Source organism: Dolichospermum sp. UHCC 0315A, assembly GCF_008121535.1.
In the GTDB taxonomy this organism is placed as follows: Bacteria; Cyanobacteriota; Cyanobacteriia; order Cyanobacteriales; family Nostocaceae; genus Dolichospermum; species Dolichospermum lemmermannii.
In genome coordinates, this window is sequence record NZ_CP043056.1 from 760,433 (window position 1) to 779,238 (window position 18,806).

Annotated in this window: 22 protein-coding genes; 16 read left to right on the top strand and 6 right to left on the bottom strand. The window is 39.5% G+C overall.

Annotated features, from left to right (window positions below; translation table 11 throughout):
* Nucleotides 1–177: 177 nt before the first annotated feature.
* The 7 genes from BMF77_RS03500 to BMF77_RS03535 all read left to right on the top strand — a co-directional run bounded on the left by BMF77_RS03500 (nt 178) and on the right by BMF77_RS03535 (nt 5,605).
* Nucleotides 178–699, top strand: a complete 522-nt coding sequence (locus BMF77_RS03500; RefSeq protein WP_148760688.1) for a phycocyanin subunit beta — start codon at nt 178–180, stop codon at nt 697–699.
* Between the two features lie 82 nt (nt 700–781).
* Nucleotides 782–1,270: a phycocyanin subunit alpha gene (cpcA, locus tag BMF77_RS03505; protein WP_148760690.1), complete on the top strand. Its 489-nt coding sequence runs from the start codon at nt 782–784 to the stop codon at nt 1,268–1,270.
* Between the two features lie 397 nt (nt 1,271–1,667).
* A complete protein-coding gene (locus tag BMF77_RS03515) occupies nt 1,668–2,528 on the top strand; it encodes a phycobilisome linker polypeptide (protein ID WP_148760692.1) in 861 nt (286 codons plus the stop codon).
* 431 nt (nt 2,529–2,959) lie between these two features.
* On the top strand, nt 2,960–3,199 hold the full coding sequence (locus BMF77_RS03520; protein ID WP_015079018.1) for a phycobilisome linker polypeptide: 240 nt from the start codon (nt 2,960–2,962) through the stop codon (nt 3,197–3,199).
* 16 nt (nt 3,200–3,215) lie between these two features.
* Nucleotides 3,216–4,046 carry a HEAT repeat domain-containing protein gene (locus BMF77_RS03525; RefSeq protein WP_148760694.1) on the top strand — a complete coding sequence of 277 codons (831 nt, stop codon included), beginning with the start codon at nt 3,216–3,218 and terminating at the stop codon, nt 4,044–4,046.
* 85 nt (nt 4,047–4,131) lie between these two features.
* Nucleotides 4,132–4,731 (top strand): HEAT repeat domain-containing protein, encoded by a 600-nt coding sequence (locus tag BMF77_RS03530; RefSeq protein ID WP_148760696.1) that lies wholly within the window; start codon nt 4,132–4,134, stop codon nt 4,729–4,731.
* 37 nt (nt 4,732–4,768) lie between these two features.
* The gene (locus BMF77_RS03535; RefSeq protein WP_015079021.1) at nt 4,769–5,605 is read left to right on the top strand and encodes a phycobilisome rod-core linker polypeptide; all 837 of its coding nucleotides are present in this window, start codon (nt 4,769–4,771) and stop codon (nt 5,603–5,605) included.
* Here BMF77_RS03535 and BMF77_RS26470 read toward each other — a convergent pair whose 3' ends face one another.
* Nucleotides 5,606–5,758: a hypothetical protein gene (locus BMF77_RS26470; protein ID WP_210422379.1), complete on the bottom strand. Its 153-nt coding sequence runs from the start codon at nt 5,756–5,758 to the stop codon at nt 5,606–5,608.
* Nucleotides 5,759–5,774: 16 nt separating this feature from the next.
* Between BMF77_RS26470 and BMF77_RS03540 the strand changes: the two genes are divergently transcribed.
* The 3 genes from BMF77_RS03540 (at nt 5,775) to BMF77_RS03550 (ending at nt 8,399) form a co-directional block, all read left to right on the top strand.
* Nucleotides 5,775–6,518, top strand: coding sequence for a phycobilisome rod-core linker polypeptide (locus BMF77_RS03540; protein WP_148760698.1), 744 nt, complete (start codon nt 5,775–5,777; stop codon nt 6,516–6,518).
* 140 nt (nt 6,519–6,658) lie between these two features.
* Nucleotides 6,659–7,387: a phycobilisome rod-core linker polypeptide gene (locus BMF77_RS03545; protein ID WP_148766774.1), complete on the top strand. Its 729-nt coding sequence runs from the start codon at nt 6,659–6,661 to the stop codon at nt 7,385–7,387.
* Between the two features lie 250 nt (nt 7,388–7,637).
* Nucleotides 7,638–8,399 carry a phycobilisome rod-core linker polypeptide gene (locus BMF77_RS03550; RefSeq protein WP_015079024.1) on the top strand — a complete coding sequence of 254 codons (762 nt, stop codon included), beginning with the start codon at nt 7,638–7,640 and terminating at the stop codon, nt 8,397–8,399.
* A gap of 250 nt (nt 8,400–8,649) precedes the next feature.
* On the opposite strand, the gene BMF77_RS03555 is transcribed toward BMF77_RS03550, so the two are convergent.
* Nucleotides 8,650–8,988 carry a hypothetical protein gene (locus BMF77_RS03555; protein WP_148760700.1) on the bottom strand — a complete coding sequence of 113 codons (339 nt, stop codon included), beginning with the start codon at nt 8,986–8,988 and terminating at the stop codon, nt 8,650–8,652.
* Between the two features lie 136 nt (nt 8,989–9,124).
* Nucleotides 9,125–9,619 carry a peptide-methionine (R)-S-oxide reductase MsrB gene (gene msrB / locus BMF77_RS03560; RefSeq protein ID WP_148760702.1) on the bottom strand — a complete coding sequence of 165 codons (495 nt, stop codon included), beginning with the start codon at nt 9,617–9,619 and terminating at the stop codon, nt 9,125–9,127.
* A gap of 386 nt (nt 9,620–10,005) precedes the next feature.
* On the opposite strand from msrB, the gene BMF77_RS03565 reads away from it, so the two are divergent.
* Complete coding sequence (locus tag BMF77_RS03565) at nt 10,006–10,779, top strand: class II glutamine amidotransferase (protein WP_148760704.1); 774 nt, start codon at nt 10,006–10,008, stop codon at nt 10,777–10,779.
* A 591-nt stretch (nt 10,780–11,370) separates the two neighbouring features.
* Here the strand turns inward: BMF77_RS03565 and BMF77_RS03570 are convergent.
* Complete coding sequence (locus BMF77_RS03570) at nt 11,371–12,261, bottom strand: sulfate ABC transporter substrate-binding protein (protein WP_210422292.1); 891 nt, start codon at nt 12,259–12,261, stop codon at nt 11,371–11,373.
* 485 nt (nt 12,262–12,746) lie between these two features.
* Between BMF77_RS03570 and BMF77_RS03575 the strand changes: the two genes are divergently transcribed.
* A complete protein-coding gene (locus BMF77_RS03575) occupies nt 12,747–13,859 on the top strand; it encodes a sulfate ABC transporter substrate-binding protein (protein WP_148766778.1) in 1,113 nt (370 codons plus the stop codon).
* Here BMF77_RS03575 and BMF77_RS03580 read toward each other — a convergent pair.
* Nucleotides 13,776–13,982 (bottom strand): hypothetical protein, encoded by a 207-nt coding sequence (locus BMF77_RS03580; RefSeq protein WP_148760706.1) that lies wholly within the window; start codon nt 13,980–13,982, stop codon nt 13,776–13,778. The genes BMF77_RS03575 and BMF77_RS03580 overlap by 84 nt on opposite strands.
* 25 nt (nt 13,983–14,007) lie before the next feature.
* On the opposite strand from BMF77_RS03580, the gene cysT reads away from it, so the two are divergent.
* The 3 genes from cysT to BMF77_RS03595 are packed head-to-tail and all read left to right on the top strand — an operon-like array spanning nt 14,008 to nt 16,022.
* On the top strand, nt 14,008–14,877 hold the full coding sequence (cysT, locus tag BMF77_RS03585; RefSeq protein WP_148760708.1) for a sulfate ABC transporter permease subunit CysT: 870 nt from the start codon (nt 14,008–14,010) through the stop codon (nt 14,875–14,877).
* Nucleotides 14,864–15,703: a sulfate ABC transporter permease subunit CysW gene (gene cysW / locus BMF77_RS03590; protein ID WP_148760711.1), complete on the top strand. Its 840-nt coding sequence runs from the start codon at nt 14,864–14,866 to the stop codon at nt 15,701–15,703. Before cysT ends, cysW begins: the two co-directional genes overlap by 14 nt.
* Nucleotides 15,704–15,755: 52 nt before the next feature.
* Nucleotides 15,756–16,022: an NIL domain-containing protein gene (locus tag BMF77_RS03595; protein ID WP_148760713.1), complete on the top strand. Its 267-nt coding sequence runs from the start codon at nt 15,756–15,758 to the stop codon at nt 16,020–16,022.
* Nucleotides 16,023–16,630: 608 nt separating this feature from the next.
* Here the strand turns inward: BMF77_RS03595 and BMF77_RS03600 are convergent.
* A complete protein-coding gene (locus BMF77_RS03600; protein ID WP_148760715.1) occupies nt 16,631–17,857 on the bottom strand; it encodes a lipopolysaccharide assembly protein LapB in 1,227 nt (408 codons plus the stop codon).
* Between the two features lie 153 nt (nt 17,858–18,010).
* On the opposite strand from BMF77_RS03600, the gene BMF77_RS03605 reads away from it, so the two are divergent.
* Nucleotides 18,011–18,790, top strand: a complete 780-nt coding sequence (locus BMF77_RS03605) for a phosphate ABC transporter ATP-binding protein (protein ID WP_148760717.1) — start codon at nt 18,011–18,013, stop codon at nt 18,788–18,790.
* The last annotated feature ends 16 nt before the right edge of the window (nt 18,791–18,806 follow it).

Below are 18,806 nucleotides of genomic sequence, written 5' to 3' on the forward strand. Positions count from 1 at the left end.
GTTTGCCGGTTTCTCAAAAAATTCCCCTTGACTCTCATAATTTCTGGTTTTTAAACTGTAAACTGGTAGATGAGAAGACAAAATGAGAGACGCTTTGATTTGACTCCGTTGCGAACAGATCCAAATTAGTTTTAATTTAGACATCTCTCAACTAAGTAATTTAGGAGATTAGAGTCCATGACATTAGATGTATTTTCCAAAGTTGTTTCCCAAGCTGACGCTAGAGGCGAATTCCTCAGCACCGAACAACTAGATGCTTTAACCGCAGTTGTAGCTTCCGGTAACAAGCGTCTAGATGCTGTTAACCGGATCACAAGCAACGCTTCTGCTATCGTTACCAACGCGGCTCGTTCTTTGTTTGAAGAACAACCCAACTTGATCGCTCCTGGTGGAAACGCTTACACCAACCGTCGTATGGCTGCTTGTCTCCGCGACATGGAAATCATTTTACGCTATGTAACCTACGCAGCGATCGCTGGTGATGCTAGTGTTCTTGATGACCGTTGCTTAAATGGTTTGCGCGAAACATACCAAGCTTTGGGTACTCCTGGTTCTTCCGTAGCAGTTGGTGTTGGTAAAATGAAAGAAGCAGCGATCGGTATCGTTAACGATCCTAACGGTATCACCAAAGGTGATTGCAGTTCTTTGGTTTCTGAAATTGCAAGCTACTTCGACCGCGCTGCGGCTGCTGTTGCCTAACAATTCATTACAAATTAGCTCCAATCTTAATTGAGCTTTTCCCAGTAAAACAAGCAAGAAACTATCTAGGAGATTTTCACCAATGAAAACACCAATTACCGAAGCAATCGCATCTGCTGATACCCAAGGACGCTTTTTAAGCAACACCGAATTACAAGCAGTTAATGGTCGTCTAGTTCGTGCTGCTGCCAGCATGGAAGCTGCTCGTGGTTTAACCGCTAACGCTCAAAAATTGATTGATGGCGCTACCAGCGCTGTATACAGCAAATTCCCTTACACAACCTCCACACCAGGCAATCAATTTGCCGCTGATAGCCGTGGTAAAGCTAAATGCGCTCGTGACGTTGGTCACTACCTCCGCATCATCACCTACAGCCTAGTTGCTGGTGGAACAGGTCCTTTGGATGAGTTCTTGATTGCTGGTTTGACTGAAATCAACGGCGCGTTTGATTTGTCTCCTAGCTGGTACGTAGAAGCATTGAAATCAATCAAAGCTAGTCATGGTTTGAGCGGTCAAGCTGCTAACGAAGCTAATACCTACATTGACTACGCAATCAACGCTCTTAGCTAGATAGCGTCATGCCCGGAGAGGGATACAATTGTTAGATGGAGTTACCCCTCAAGGGGTTTGCCAGTTATTCATGGGGAGTCACTGCGTAAGTTGGAAAATATTCTGACTAGAAATTAAGTGGCGTTAAAATCTCCAAGATCACTCTGGTTCACCTAGCAATTGGATCTGGCTCCGGGCATAGTTTTATCTACAAATAAAATAGGGCAAGAGGCAAGAGGCAAGAGGCAAGAGGCAAGAGGCAAGAGGCAAGAGGCAAGAGGCAACTGACCACTGACCACTGACCACTGACCACTGACCACTGACCACTGACCACTGACCACTGACCACTGACCACTGACAATTGACAACTGACCAAGCTTTATTCAGCCAAAATTCGGCACAATAAAGGGGAAAAAACATGGCAATTACAACAGCAGCTTCCAGACTGGGAACAGAGGCTTTTAGCGACGCACGCAGAGTTGAACTGCGCCCTAACCCCAGCCGCGAAGAAGTCGAAGCGGTAATTCGTGCTGTTTATCGGCACGTTTTGGGAAATGACTATATATTGGCATCAAATCGCCTGATTAGTGCAGAATCACTTTTACGCGATGGTAATTTAAGCGTGCGCGAGTTTGTTCGCAGCGTTGCTAAATCAGAACTCTACAAAGCTAAATTCTTCTACAACAGTTTCCAAACTCGGTTAATTGAACTCAACTATAAACATTTGTTGGGTCGCGCACCATACAATGAGTCCGAAGTAACTTATCACTTAGACTTATATATTAACCAAGGTTACGACGCGGAAATTGACTCCTACATTGATTCTCAAGAATATCAAAACAGCTTTGGGGAAAGTGTTGTTCCCTACTATCGCGGTTTTGATTTTCAAGCAGGACAAAGTGCCGCTGGTTTTACGCGGATGTTCCGTTTATATCGTGGTTATGCCAACAGCGATACTGCTCAAGTAGAAGGTTCTAAATCTCGTTTAGCGCGGGAATTAGCTAGTAATAAATCTTCCTCAGTTGTTGGCCCATCTGGTAGTAACGATAATTGGGGTTTCCGTGTATCTGCGGATAACGCTCCTAAGCAAAATCTCGGTAATGCCGTAGGACAATCGAATCGCACTTACCGTGTTGAAGTTACAGGCATTCGCAATCCTGGATACCCCAGTGTGCGCCGTAGCAGCACAGTATTTATTGTCCCTTACGAGCGCCTTCTAGACAAAATGCAGCAAATTCAGAGAGTTGGCGGCAAAATTGTCAGCGTAATTTCCACGTAAGATCCGGTGCTATTCACAAAAATATCGCGGGTCGTGTGGAAGCCACTTGGCTTCAGACAGTGGAGGAAACACGCCACGAGTGGTTTTAACCACCGTGAAAATGATAAAATTAAACTGTGAGTAGGAATAATCATCTACGTATTGAAGTGTTTTGTAAGGAGCAACCCCTGATTTACCTCGTACCTGCACTGCAACTCTGGGTAAACAAGTAATGGGAAAACATGGAGCGTACCGAACTGGCTTGTGATGAACTCGGAAAGCATTAATTGAATCCTAAGTAAGCGCAATTGCAATACTTCTCGTGCTAGTAGTTGTTTTGAGCGTCTAGGGGGATATTTGACTATCCCTTTTAAGTTAAATCTTAGAGAATCTGCGTGTCTTCAGACCGCAGAGTGTCAACGACAAAACTCATCATAGGAGATATAGAAGTAATGTTCGGTCAAACCACACTTGGTGCTAGTAGTGTTTCTTCATCTGCCAGCCGCGTATTTCGTTACGAAGTTGTCGGCTTAAAGCAAAATCAAGAAACCGACAAAAATAAATTCGACATTCGCCGCAGTGGTAGCGTATTTATTACCGTACCCTACGGACGCATGACTGAAGAAATGCAGCGGATTAGCCGTTTAGGTGGCAGAATCGTCAAAATTGAAGCTTTGACAGTAGCAGAATAAGTATAACTTCCTGGCAATGATAGAAACCAGTGGAGAAGAATATTCTGCCCAGAATGCACCAAATCTGACACCAGAGATAGCTATTGCTAACCTGCAATCATCAGATTTAAGTCTCCGCTATTATGCTGCTTGGTGGTTGGGTAAGTTCCGAGTCCGTCAGCCAGAAGCCATAGACGCGCTCATTGCTGCGCTAGAGGATGAATCTGACAGAACCGAACTGGGTGGTTATCCCTTACGGCGTAATGCTGCCAGGGCGCTTGGTAAATTAGGCAATTTAAAAGCCGTACCAGGTTTGATTAGGTGTTTAGAATGTGCTGATTTTTATGTCCGCGAAGCAGCAGCCCAATCTTTAGCTATGCTTGGAGATAAAACCGCATTACCAGCCCTGATAAAACTGCTAGATGGGGGAGTTGAGGCTGCTGTACAAGTACCTGGTTTTCCCCACCTTACCCAGCCCTATACAGCAGTATTAGAAGCCTTGGGAGCGATGGGTGCAACTGAGGCTACTTCCCTTGTGCAGCCTTTTCTCAAGCATTCTGTGCCTCGATTACAATGCTCCGCCGCTAGAGCCATGTACCAACTGACACAAGACTCTATTTATGGTGAGTTATTAGTGAAAACTTTGGCAACGGCTGATTTGAAAATGCGTCGCGTTGTGTTGGGGGATTTGGGAGCAATTGGGTATTTGGCCGCAGCAGAAGCGATCGCCCAAACGCAAGTGGAAAATAGCTTTAAACTTATCGCTTTGAAAGGATTATTAGAGTATCAACTGCCACAACAGTCTGATACTTTTGGTATATCTGAACAAGCTATCCGAGTCATGAATCTCATGGATTCACTCTTGTAGTCAGTAGTCAGTTGTTAATTGTCAGTTGTAAAACTACTGACCACTGACCACTGACCACTGACCACTGACCACTGACAACGGAAAAATGGATGAACTAATTCGGGCTATTACCGTAGCAGACACACCTTCCCAGATGGTGACAGCAGTTAAAAATCTGGCAGCAGCCAAAGATCCATCGGCAATTCCGACTTTAATTGCTGTCTTTGGTTATAACAATCCAGAAGCAGCCATAGTGGCAGCAGCAGCATTGACGCAGTTGGGAGAAATAGCAGTGCCACAATTGCTAGACCAAATTGATGATTATAACTATGGCGCACGGGCTTATTCGATTCGCACTCTCGCAGCGATCGCAGATCCCCGGGCTTTAGATATTCTCATCTCCACAACACTCACTGATTTTGCCCCCAGTGTTCGCCGTGCCGCTGCTAAGGGACTAGGAAATCTACATTGGCAGAAGCTAGACATTTCCGCCAGTCAAATAGCCATCAACCGCGCCCTAGAGACACTTCTCTTTATCTGTGAAGATACAGACTGGTCAATTCGTTATGCTGCTATTGTTGGATTACAAGCTTTAGCAAAAGTAGCTCTAGTCCAATCGCCTATTCTTGCTAAATTTCAATTAATGCTGACTAACGATACTGAAAAAGCAGTTCGCGCTCGCGTTCAGTTGGCCTGTAGCCAGTAAACTGATTTATATACCATATAACAAGGTAAAAGTAAAGATGTCAATACCACTACTAGAATACGCGCCCAAATCGCAAAACCAGCGAGTAGAAGGTTATGAAGTTCCCAATGAAGACACCCCAACTATTTATCGCTTAGATCGGGCTACCTCAGATCAAGATATTGATAGCATCATCTGGGCTGCATACCGCCAAATTTTCAGCGAACACCTGATTTTAGCCAGCTATAAGCAAACCGCTTTAGAATCACAACTGCGAAATCGGGCAATTACCCTGCGTGATTTTATCCGGGGTTTAGGTAAATCAGAGGTTTACCGCACCCAAGTAGCAGATACCAACTCCAACTATCGCTTAGTTGACATCACCTTAAAACGGTTCTTAGGCCGGGCTGCTTACAACAAAGCCGAAGAAATCGCTTGGTCAATTGTCATTGCGACCAAAGGTTTACACGGTTTTATAGATGCTTTATTAGAATCAGACGAGTATTTAGATAACTTTGGTGATGATGTTGTCCCCTACCAACGTCGTCGTTTTGGTTCACGCCCCTTTAACCTGGCTAACCCCCGTTATGGTTCTGACTGGCGCGATACCCAAAACATTCGCGAAATGGCTGGCCGTTCCTACTATAGCATCCGCACATCAGGACAACTAACTACAGCAGATATCCGTCGAGCCATTCCTGCCAACTTCTTCATTATGGCTGGGTCTATTATTACCAACGAATGCAACTACCAACGGAGTTTGGCCACTGCCCAATCTTTTGTTAGTAGCAGCGAAATCCCTGATACAAGCAGAGATCATCAAGAACAACCCACAATTAAACCTGTAGCAGTTTCTTTACCTTATCGTTATATTCCTGCTAACGCCAAAAATTAGTTATTGGTGATTGGTGATTGGTGATTGGTAATTGGTAATTGGTAATTGGTAAAAATAACCAACAACTGACAACTGTACGGGCGAAGCATTTGGAGAACTATTTTTGGCAATGACCGATAATTTATCTTCCAAATGCTTCGCCCCTACTAACAACCAACAACTGACAAACATGACAATACCTTTACTAGAATACAAACCCAGTTCCCAAAACCAGCGCGTTTCTGGTTATGAAGTTCCTAACGAAGATACACCCACAATTTACCGCATCGAAGACTACGCCTTTGGTGGAGAAGTAGAAGAATTAATTTGGGCTGCTTATCGGCAACTTTTTAGCGAACACGTCATTCTCAAATTTTATCGCCAAGTTCATTTAGAATCCCAAGTAAAAAACAAAGCAATTACCGTCCGCGATTTTATCCGGGGTTTAGCTAAATCTGAAGCTTTCCAAAGTTTGGTAATTCAGAGTAATTCTAATTACAGATTAGTAGAAATTGGGCTGAAACGGTTATTAGGTCGCGCACCTTACAACAACAAAGAAGAAATCGCTTGGTCAATTGTGATTGCTACCAAAGGTTGGGGTGGTTTTGTTGACGCTTTGCTCGATTCTGAAGAATATCAAAGCAACTTTGGGGAAAATATCGTTCCCTACCAAAGACGACGTTATAAGGATAGACCCTTTAATTTGGTAACACCACGATACAGCGATTACTGGCGCGACCAACTTGAAGAAGCTCGTTATAAATGGGGTGACATTAAAAACTTTTTGGATATGGCAAATTCCATTAAAATTAAAACAGTGACTTACACACCAGTTAGCACTGCCAATATCCAAATTCCTAACACTACCAAGGAAACGACATCAAAAGGTATCCCTGTTTCTATCAGTCCTAGTGTTAGTTTTCCCCTGCGCTAGATAGTTTTTTAATTAGCTGGGTAATCTCGGTTACAAAAGTGATAAAGTTTGTATTTTTTTAAGGATTTTAATTTTAGTTAGTTTGCTAAGTATTAGAGCATTTTGAAATGCCAAATTTACCAAAAGGCAGGTTCTTTAAAATGGCAATTCCTTTACTTGAATACAAACCTACAACTCAAAACCAAAGAGTTAGCAGCTTTGGTACGGCAGATATTAACGAGGACAATCCTTATATCTACCGGATTGAAAATGCTAACTCTGCCGGCGAAATTGAACAACTAATTTGGGCTGCTTATCGCCAAGTTTTCAACGAACAGGAGATTCTCAAATTTAACCGCCAAATTACCTTAGAAACTCAACTCAAAAATCGGTCAATTACGGTTAAAGACTTCATTCGTGGTTTGGTGAAATCAGAGCGATTTTATCAGCTAGTTGTGACACCAAATAACAACTATCGGTTGGTAGAAATGTTCCTGAAAAGGATCTTAGGTCGTTCTCCCTACAATGAGCAAGAAAAAATTGCCTGGTCAATTCAAATTGCTACTTTAGGTTGGGGAAAATTTGTGGATGTTTTGATTGATAGTAGTGAGTATGAACAAGCCTTTGGCGAATATACCGTACCCTATCAACGCAAACGGATGACCACAGACCGCCCAATCAGTTTTACTCCCCGCTATGGTGCTGATTATCGTGACCGGGCAGGTATTGTCCAAAAATGGCCGTATATTCGTCAATGGCGTGGAGGTTTCTACCCAGGCTCTGGGCAAAATGTTGATTTGGGGGCATTGTCTGCTGTATTACTGGTAATAACCGCAGGCATTACTTTCTTGTTGATTCTCAATTGGTTAGGAATTAGTGATATCTACTAACCTTTTGAGGGGAAAATAAGTAAGTAACCCCGCCTCAGAATGAATTCTGATAGCTTGCGTGGCGTAGCCATGTCTAATAGCAAAGGTCGTGTTTAGACGACTGAAAAAGAGTTTATAGTCCGTTAAAACCGACTTTAGTTATTAGCCCTGATAGCGAAGCGTGGCGTAAGCCATACTTCAGTTCTGGGCGGGGTATGTCTAAAACGAAATCTTTCTTTGTTTAATTTGATCATAAAAGGAGAAAATTAATATGGCATTGCCATTACTTCAATACAATCCAAGTAGTCAAAATCACCGGGTGGCCAGCTTTGGCGTTGCTGACCAAAATGAAGATACACCTTATATCTATCGGATTGAAGATGTTAGTTCTTACACTGACATGACAAACATCATTTGGGCTGCTTATCGCCAAGTTTTTAGCGAACATGAAATTCTCAAGTTTAACCGTCAAGTTACTTTAGAATCCCAACTTAAAAACGGTTCTTTGTCAGTTCGTGACTTTATCCGGGGTTTAGCTAAATCTGAAGCTTTCTATCGTTTAGTTGTCTCTGTTAACAACAACTACCGTTTAGTAGACATCACCCTCAAACGCTTATTGGGTCGTTGTGCTTACAATAAAAAAGAAGAAATTGCTTGGTCAATTGTTATTTGTAACAAGGGCTTTGGCGGCTTTGTTGATGTTTTATTAGACAGCGCAGAATACACCCAAAACTTTGGTGATAATACCGTACCTTACCAACGCAAGCGGTTTGTAGATCGTCCTTTTAACTTGGTAACTCCTCGTTACGGTGCCGACTTCCAAGAAACAGCCGGTACAGTCAAAACCGACTGGCGCTTTACCTTGGAAAACTTCTACACTGCTAAGGCAAAAGCAAAGCGTTTAAAAGAAGGCGATCCTGCTAAATTTGCAGATATGGCTGCTTCTGTATCTGGTAAAGGTAACTATGCTCAAAAGTTATCTTCTTTTGACATTGATTACCTCAATGCTGTTCCTTACCGTGGTAAACGCTAGTACTGCAGAGCGGAATTAAAAATTAATAATTAAAAATTAAAAAGGCGGATATTACCAGCTTTTTAGTTATTTTTAATAGTTAGTTAACTTCCGCTGTTGTGTACTAAGTCTACCAAAAAAATTTCAATTTATAGGGTGCGTTAGGAAGATAATTCTTGACGCACTCTCAATTTTTTGTGCTGTTGCTCATGGTTTTTGTAAATAGGAGTTTTTCGCCTATTCTATGAAGATGTACCTTAAGTAAAATCTTCTATAACTCAATTAACTTGAAGTCCCAAATTTTTAAAACTGCGATCGCTATTTCTGGATCTATACCATCATAGGCTTCCCATTCAGAGTGTGGATCTTTAGGATGCCCTTCACCTACGTAACCTGCAATTTTAATGATGGGAATATTCACTAAGTAATCACGTTCCATACCTTTAGGGAGAGCTAATTTAATTCTGCGACCCACAAACTTAGATGCACTAGATTCAGCTACAGATTCCCGAACTAAACAAATATCACCAGCAGTCCCCCAAGTAGTTTGGTAAATGTGGAGAAACGATATATAACTTTCTGGTTTGATGGATCTTTTGAGAACTTGCATTATCTAATCCTTATCCTTGTTTTCGACAATTTTATGTAAACTCTACCTGCTATATTCCAATTTCCTGCTTTTGACAGAATAAAACAAGGGGTTTGCACCCCTTGAGAGAGTTTAAAAAGTGAACCGTATTAGTGATCTACGCAGGTGTAAACTGCAAAGATACACCGTTCATACAGTAACGGAGACCAGTTGGTTTGGGTCCATCATTAAAAACATGGCCTAAATGTCCACCACAATTACTACAATGGACTTCAGTTCGGGTCATGAAAAATGTTCTATCTGTAGTAGTAGCGATCGCCCCCTCTATGGGTTTAAAAAAGCTTGGCCAGCCAGTACCACTATTAAACTTAGTATCAGCAGTAAACAAAGCTTGTCCACACCCAGCGCAGACATAAGTACCAGGTTCATATTGCTTATCGAGAGAACTGGTATGGGAGGGTTCTGTACCATGTTTCCGCAATACCCGAAACTGTTCTGGTGTGAGGATACTCTTCCATTCTTCCTCTGTTTTTGTCACTGCAAACTCTGGATTAGAAAGTGCCATAGATTCTGAACTCCAATTGATATAACGGGAAAAAAAGGCTGTACCGATTAAAACTGTACTGATTTGCAAAAAATGGCGTTTGTTCATTATTCTATTATTTGCTATTTTTTGCTTCCATGACCAAGAAACTCCCATAAATTTCTAAATCCTCCATGAAAAATTGATGAAAATCACCTAAAAACGTCTTGCTTGGTGAAAAAGAATATGTAATACTTCCTAAATAAATTTAAACCCTACTTAATATCTCTATGAGATTATCAGTATCGACAACTCAAGGATTGTATCAGCAATTTTGTATCGCCACCTGATACCTGGCTACTCATAGCTGAATGCGGACTACAAATTAAAAATTACCACGATGAGTTTCTCCAAACAGGTTTTTATTAATATTTGATAATTAAATGTCCAAATTGTACCTGTTCCATCAAAAATAATCAGTTACTCTGGAGTTGATCTTTACAACTACAAAACTAATGTGCCAACTGTTAGGAATGAATTGCAACGTACCCACAGACATTTGCTTTTCCTTTGAAGGTTTTTCTGCCAGAGGAGGAAAAACAGATGAACATAGCGACGGTTGGGGAATTGCTTTTTTTGAAGGTAAAGGATGTCGGATTTTTTTAGACGCTGAAGCTTCTATAGCATCACCAATTGCCGATTTTATCCGTCAGTATCCCATTCATTCTACTCATGTTATCGCCCATATCCGCAAAGCCACTCAAGGTAAAATAGCCTTAGAAAACTGTCATCCTTTCCGTCGGGAACTTTGGGGAAGATATTGGGTATTTGCTCATAATGGTAATTTACCAGATTTTAACCCAGAAAATCATGGGACTTTTCAACCTGTGGGCGCTACCGACAGCGAAAAAGCATTTTGCTTAATTCTCAATACTTTGCGATCGCATTTTCCTCAAGAACAACCACCGCTAAAGGAACTTTATCAGACATTACATGAAATTACCAAAGAAATAGCAGCCTTTGGATCTTTTAACTACATATTATCAGATGGTGAGCATTTTTTCACCTATTGCTCAACTAAACTTTGCTACATTATTAGACAAGCGCCTTTTGCTGCGGCTCATTTAATTGATGAAGAGATGACTGTAGATTTTAGTGAATTGACTACATCTAAAGATCGCGTGGCTGTGATTGTGACTACACCCCTAACTGATAACGAAGTTTGGACACAAATACAACCCGGAGAATTACTCATATTTCAGGATGGTTTACCCCTAAAATTTGCCTAATTCTTGACAACTATTTTATTAATAAGACAAAGCAAAATTCTGGAGATATTCATTTCTAGAACTTGTTAGTAAATGCTTATTTAATATTGTAAATATCTGCTCCTTTTTGATAGGTTTATTAATAAAATCAGTTACCCCAAATACCTTAGAGGTTGTTTGAAAAGTATTATATGAAACCCATAATCTCCAAAAACCTAACCCCCCTTCCCTACAAGGGAAGGGGGTTTTTAAAGCCTCTCCCCTACCAGGGGAGAGGTTTGGAGAGGGGTCTGTTTACACATTAAAAACTTTTAAAACATCCTCTTAGCCCGAACTCGATCAAAAGCTCCATCACTACTAGTTAATATAATAATTGGCACTTGGGAAAAAACAGAAGTCCGTCGTAATTGTTCTTACAGCAGATTTCGCTCTCATGAGGTACAAACTTGAATTATGAAACTCTTGTAGTGCGGGCATCTTGCCCGCTGGATATGTACCTCATAACACCGGAAAGTGCTGTAAATCACGGTTTCAAAAATCCTGCATCGCTACAAAAACTTTGTCTACACCGTGACCCAAGAATATATTACAATCAATCAAGAATTGCTATACTTAGCGTCTTCCCCGTTGAATTTTATCAAAAATCGCACCATCTGCAAAGAATTTCTTCTGGACACCACTCCAACCGCCAAGATCAGCTACAGTGTAGAGTCGGGCAATATAGGGGAATTTATTTTTTACTTCTTTAGATACAGTTGAGTCAACTGGACGAAAACCAACTTTAGCAAATTCACGTTGTGCTTCTGGAGTGAAAAGGAACTTGACAAAAGCTTCAGAAACCTCACGATTTCCATGCTTATCAACATTTTTATCCACAACTGCAACGGGTGCATCTATAGAGATATTTACTGGAGGAACTATGTAAGAAGTATCTGTTTTGCCTTGCTGTGCAGCTAAAATGACTTCGTTTTCATAGTTTATTAATACATCACCCTGACCTTTTTTGTAAAAAGCATCACTTGCTTCTCGTGCATCCTTGGGTAATACAACTACATTTTTAAACACATCTGTTATAAACTTCAACGCCTGGGTATCATTTCCGCCATTCTTAACTACTGAACCCCATAAAGCGAGAAAATTCCATTTAGCCCCACCAGATGTCTTGGGATTTGCAGTAATAATTTTAACATCAGGCTTTGTTAAATCAGTCCAATTTTTGATATTTTTGGGATTACCAGCGCGAGTTTCCAGGATAACTACTCTTTTCCATTTTGCCACAAAATCGGGAATAATTTTTGAGTAAGCCGCTTTGGTGACTGCGTAAGTAACTAAGGTAAGTTCAACTTTTTTACCACTTTGACTCATTAGTTGCGTCTTTTGGGCTGTACCTGCAAATACAGGCAAAATAGTGCTTATATTTAAACCTGTTGCTAAGAATAAAGCCGGAAAAAACGGCTTTGTTATGGGAACAAATTTTGCGGTGTTGGCAGAATTATCTGTCATGGGATGTCCTAAAATTGGTTTGAATCTAATCTACGGTAACTCTGTAAAGATAACGTATTTAACCTCTAGAGAAAGAGCGTACCAGATGTCATAAATAAAATCAATAGTTTTTGCACTTAAAAACAACTATTTTCCCATCGGGTATTGTATGTATTAAATATTGCGAATATATTTTTTCAGCTTTTAATGCCTATAAAGTTTATATGGCAAATCTTTTAACAGATTAAACTCTATATTTATTTTCAAATATTTATTTAAGTAAAGTATTAAAAGCTGAGACTTAGTTAAGTAATTTCCCGTCGTAGCTCCATAAAGATAATTAAAAATTGATACTTGTCATTGAAAGGCATTGTAATTTTTCTTGAAACTGGTAAAATCACCATATTCCCTATCGTCAATATGCAGTTTTTACTAGTTTTGATAACCGGATACCTGCAATAATGGTATTTTCATTAATTAACCGTAGTCTCACAGAAGGACAAAAGATGAATTTGTGGCAACAATTACGAAAACGACTACAACTGAGGTTTAGTCCAAATTCGCTCAAAGGCTTTGTATCACTTTTCTTAGTAGGGACAGTATTGAGTGTATCTCTTGCTGCTTGCTCTGGGACAAACACTGGTAATTTACCTAGTGCAACTACTGATACGGGTAAAAAACAGAATGTAGAATTAACCCTTGTATCCTTTGCTGTCACCAAAGCTGCTCACGCCGCTATTATTCCCAAATTTGTGGAAAAATGGCAAAAGGAACATAACCAAACTGTAGTATTTAAACAAAGCTATGGTGGTTCTGGTTCGCAAACTCGTGCGGTGGTTGATGGTTTAGAAGCAGATATTGTTCATCTAGCCCTGGCTTTAGATACGCAAAAAATTGAAAAAGCGGGATTAATTCAACCTGGGTGGGAGAAAGAATTTCCTAATAATGGTATTGTTTCTAAGTCTGTTGCAGCTTTAGTAACTCGTGAAGGCAACCCCAAAGGGATTAAGAATTGGGCTGATTTAGCCAAAGATAATGTTAAACTAATTACCGCAGATCCCAAAACTTCTGGGGTAGCGCGGTGGAATTTTCTCGCCCTTTGGAATTCAGTCATTAAAACTGGTGGAGATGAAATTAAAGCTATTGATTTTGTGACCAAAGTTTATAAAAATGTCCCTGTATTAACCAAAGATGCTCGTGAAGCTACAGACGCATTTTTTAAACAAGGTCAAGGTGATGCTTTGATTAACTATGAAAATGAAATTGTTTTGGCAAAAGACAAGGGTGAAAAAACAAATTACATTCTTCCTGATATAAATATCTCCATTGATAATCCTATTGCTGTTGTGGATAAAAATGTTGATAAACATGGTAATCGTGAAGTAGCAGAAGCTTTTGTTAAATATTTGTTTACCCCCGAAGCACAACGGGAATTTGCTAAAGTAGGATTTCGTCCTGTAGATGAAACAGTAGCTAAGAGTAAAGAATTTGCTGACAAATATCCCCAAATAAAAACTTTAGGTACAGTTCAAGAATTAGGTGGTTGGGATGCTGTTCAGAAAAAGTTCTTTAATGATGGGGCAATTTTTGACCAAATTCAAGCTAAAAATAAACAGTAATTGGTAATTGGTAATTGGTGATTGGTAATTGACAACTAACAACTGTACGGGCGAAGCATTTGGAGAACTATTTTTGGCAATGACCGATAATTTATCTTCCAAATGCTTCGCCCCTACTAACAACTAACAACTGACAACTAACAAAATTATGACTGAATCTGCGGCTGTACAAACTAATATTAAACCTCCCATTTGGAAGGTATTTGTAGATAATTTGATTCATCTTCCTTGGACTTGGCGGATTACTTTGGGATATCTAACTGTGATGTTATTTATTCCCATTGTGGCCATGTTTCTCAAAGCTGGTACGGTAGCTCCTGCGAAGTTTTGGGAAATTGCCACCAGCGAGTTAGCATTAGCAACTTATAATGTTACCTTTGTTACTTCATTATTTGCAGCTTTGCTGAATGGTGTGTTTGGAACTTTGATTGCTTGGGTATTAGTGCGTTACGATTTTCCTTTAAAACGGATTATTGATGCCACTGTAGATTTACCCTTTGCTTTGCCAACATCTGTCGCAGGTTTAACACTGGCAACAGTTTACAGTGAGAATGGTTGGTTGGGTTCATTGTTAGCACCAATGGGGATTAAGGTATCTTTTACTCGCTTGGGGGTAGGAGTGGCAATGATATTTATATCTTTACCCTTTATAGTGAGAACTGTGCAACCTGTTCTGCAAGAAATGGAATCGGAAATTGAAGAAGCTGCTTGGAGTTTAGGTGCTTCTGAATGGCAAACTTTTTGGAAAGTGATTTTACCGCCTTTATTTCCGACAATTTTAACTGGTGTAGCTTTGGGTTTTTCCCGCGCTGTGGGGGAGTATGGTTCAACAGTAATTATTTCTTCTAATACACCCTATAAAGATTTGATTGCACCTGTGTTAATTTTCCAGCGGTTGGAACAATATGACTATGCTGGTGCAACTGTAATTGGTGTGGTTTTATTAGGAATTTCTTTGGTAATGTTATTAGCAATTAATTTCTTACAAGCTTGGGCAAGAAGATATGACAATAGATAAAGTTAAAAGACCAAAAAAACAGAGTTGGGTACCGGCAGTTTTAATTGGGATTGCGATCGCTTACCTATTTCTGGTTCAATATATTCCAGCTATTAATGTTTTTTTTGAAGCTTTCAAAAAGGGAACTGGACCATTTTTATCTAACCTGACAAAACCGGAATTTCTCCACGCAGCTTGGTTAACTTTATTACTAGCTGCGATTTCTATCCCTGTAAATGCAGTATTTGGATTATGCGCGGCTTGGGCGATCGCTCGACATAAATTCCCTGGACGCGCTATAGTTCTTAGTATCATTGATTTGCCCTTTTCCATCTCCCCAGTCGTCGCCGGGTTAATGATAGTCTTATTGTACGGGAGACAGGGCTGGTTTGGTCCTTGGCTACAAGCCCATGATATTAAAATTGTCTTTGCTTTTCCAGGGATGCTTATGGCTACCGCTTTTGTGAGTATGCCTTTTGTGGCCAGAGAAGTAATTCCTGTCTTAGAAGAATTTGGCAAAGATCAGGAAGAAGCTGCCAGAACATTAGGTGCAAACGATTGGCAAACTTTTTGGCGGGTAACTTTACCGAGTATTCGTTGGGGGTTACTCTACGGTTTAATCTTGACAAATGCCAGAGCCATGGGTGAATTTGGTGCAGTTTCTGTGGTATCTGGTAACATTGCCAATACAACCCAGACTTTACCATTATTTGTGGAAGATGCTTACAAACAATATGAAACAGAAGCTGCTTTTTCTGCTGCTGTATTGTTAGCATTTCTGGCAGTTATCACCTTGATTCTGAAGGAAATCATAGAACGAAAAACCGAAATTAAAGAAGTTGAATAATGGCTAATAGGTAATTTCCAGACAACTATTAAATTACATCTTAGAGGTGGTTATGAGTAGTGAAAATACCCTGATAAACAAGCGAATTCGCGTCAGAATTCCGCAAGATCATCATCAAGAACCTGTAATTTCTCGCCTAGTTTCTGAATATGGCTTAACTGTGAATATCAAAGCCGCAATTCTCGGACAGGATGCTGTAGGTGATGGTTGGTTTGATTTAGATTTACAAGGAACAAATGGACAAATTCACAATGGGTTAACCTATTTACAAGAATTGAAATTGCAAGTTTGGGATGAAAATAGCATTAGTGATTGGTGAAAAAATTGTAGCTTAGGTTAAGAGGTTGTTTGAAAAGTATTAGATGAAACCGATAATCTCCAGAAACCTAACCCCCCTTCCCCCCTTCCCTACAAGGGAATGGGGGTTTCAAAGCCTCTCCCCGCGTCGGGGAGAGGTTTGGAGAGGGGTTTATTTATACATTAAAAACTTTTCAAACATCCTCTAAGCAACAGAGCCACAGGAGATGGAGGAGAATTATCGCTCAGTTGTATCAATATCCCCCCTAACTCCCGTTTTTAAGGGGGATTTAGGGGGATCTCAAGATTTTGGATACATGACCAAAGACTTTTCAAGCATCCTCTTAGACAAAACAATCTTAGTTATGTCCGCAATTTCTCAGATTCCTCACCTTTTTAAGCAATGGGAGATATCCATCTGTAAAAATAATCATCAATAAACTGCTTTTTTTTCAGACATAAATATCGAAATTATGTCCTAATTCTTAAATCAAACCACTTGATTTTCTCAAATTAATTAGTAAAAATATAAATAAGTCTAACATCTTGTAGGCTCTCTTGGTGACAACTTAACCTTATCCAATGTCCAGAGTCCGCTAACGCGGACTTTTTTATTTATCTTGATATTCTCTACATTTTTATCTCAGGTTTTAACTTTTCAATTTTTTGAGTAAAGTATAATTCTTGATATTTAAGTTGTTGAGCTATTTCTAATCCTTTCTGAAATGCTGTTAATGCTTGTGTAGATTCTCGGCGTTCTAAATATAAGTCACCAATTTGGTCATAAGCTGACATTAAACCATAAGAATTGTTAGCTAATGTTTGTGTTTCTATGAGAATTTGGCTAGTTTGTAAAGCTGCATCTATTTGTTTTTGTGAACGATAAAAAGTAATTAATTTCTCTAATGCTTCTCCAGCTTTAGCGTATTGTTCTAATTGCCATGCACCAGTATAAGCTGCTTGATAATTATCAAAAGCCTGTTGTTTTAAATTGGGATCTTTTTGAGCTAGAGATTCATAATTTGCAGCTATCGCTAATTTCAAAGCTGGAATTTGACTCAAATTTTGTTCACGAGTATAAACTTGGACTAATTTATTTAATATATCTATTGCTGCTTGTGGTTGTTTTCCTTGGGAATAGATATAAGCTAACTGTTGTAAATATCCTAATTCATTAGTTTTATCACCCTGATTAATTGCTAAATTTAACAGTTTTTGGTAAGTATTAGCAGCTTGGGGATAATCAAACCAACTTAAATGTAATTCTCCAATATTTTTTAAAGTCTCCATTTCTCCAGATGAATCTTGTTGTTGTTTTACTAAGATCAAAATTTGTTCATAAGCCAATATTCCCAATTTAGGAAACCGGATTTTTTGATAAGCTTTCCCCAGGGATTGCCATAATTGTAAATCGGTACTTTTTTGTTTTCCTATCTCGCTTTGAATTACTTGTAATCGCTGACTAATATATCGCACCTGTTCCCGTTCATTTTGATTCCAAGCGATTTCTCCCACTCTTGATAACGCTTCCACCTCAGACAATGTGCCTAAAAAGCGTCTCAATCGTAGTTCACGATTCCAAATCTCAAAGGCTTTCTTTTTATCTTCTCCTTGTAGTGTCACCTGTGCCTCTTGATTTAATCCATCTAAATCCGTCTTTAATTTTTCCAATTCTGTTAATGTTAATTCCCGTTTATGTGGTAAATTTGGCAATATTGGGTCAGTTATAGTTATTTCTAAGGGACTAGGAGGAAACTTATCCAAATCTTCAATTTTTTTTTCTTTGGCTAATGTGTTAGAAATACACAAATGCCAGACAATGATAGTAGTAATGATGAAAATAAACCGCTGTCTCATGGTTAATTTACCTTTCTCACATTAATTAAACGCAGCATTGTAGATCAATAGAGGGCATAATTTAGGTTATAAGCAAATATCAAGTTTTACAAGTATTCTGATGCCAAATTGTCGGCTTTTTTCTTTCTTCCTCTTAAATCCTTCTTCTTGAATATGAGTAAAATAATTCCCGCCATAAGTGTCAAAAACTTTAGTTTTTACTACAATAAGCAAAAAATTCTGGAAAATCTGTCAATGGATATTCCCCAAAATAAAATTATTGCCATTATGGGACCTAGTGGTTGCGGGAAATCTACTTTTTTGAAGTCTCTCAACCGCATGAGTGACTTAGAGGGAGAAGTCCAAACCCAAGGAAAAATCGAATTTTTTGGGCAAAATATTTATGAACGACGGATTAATCTCAATCGTCTCCGTCGTCAAATTAGTACAATTTACTCCAAACCCAATCTTTTTCCCATGAGCAGTTATGATAACGTTGCTTACGGTGTAAAATTAATTGGCTGGCGACCAAAATCAGAATTAGATGAAATTGTCGAGTTAGCTCTTAAATCTGCGGATATTTGGGAAGAAGTCAAAAATAAGCTCTATAAACCAGCTTTGGAACTCTCTTGTGGACAACAACAAAGGTTGTGCATTGCTCGCGCTTTAGCCGTTAAACCTCAAGTTATTCTGATGGATGAGCTTTGTTGTGGACTTGATCCCATTACCACCACAAAAATTGAAGAACTAATTGAGTGTTTGCGTTCTGAACTGACAATTATATTTATCTCTCAAAACATCCAGCAAGTCTCTCGTCTCGCAGATTTTACAGCTTTATTTCAATACAATCAAAATCATGTTGGACAATTACGAGAATTTGCATCAACTAAAAAAGTTTTAGCTCAAGCCACAGATTATCGTATCCGCGATTACGCTGGTAGTTATTCTCGATAATTATAGCCTCTTCTCC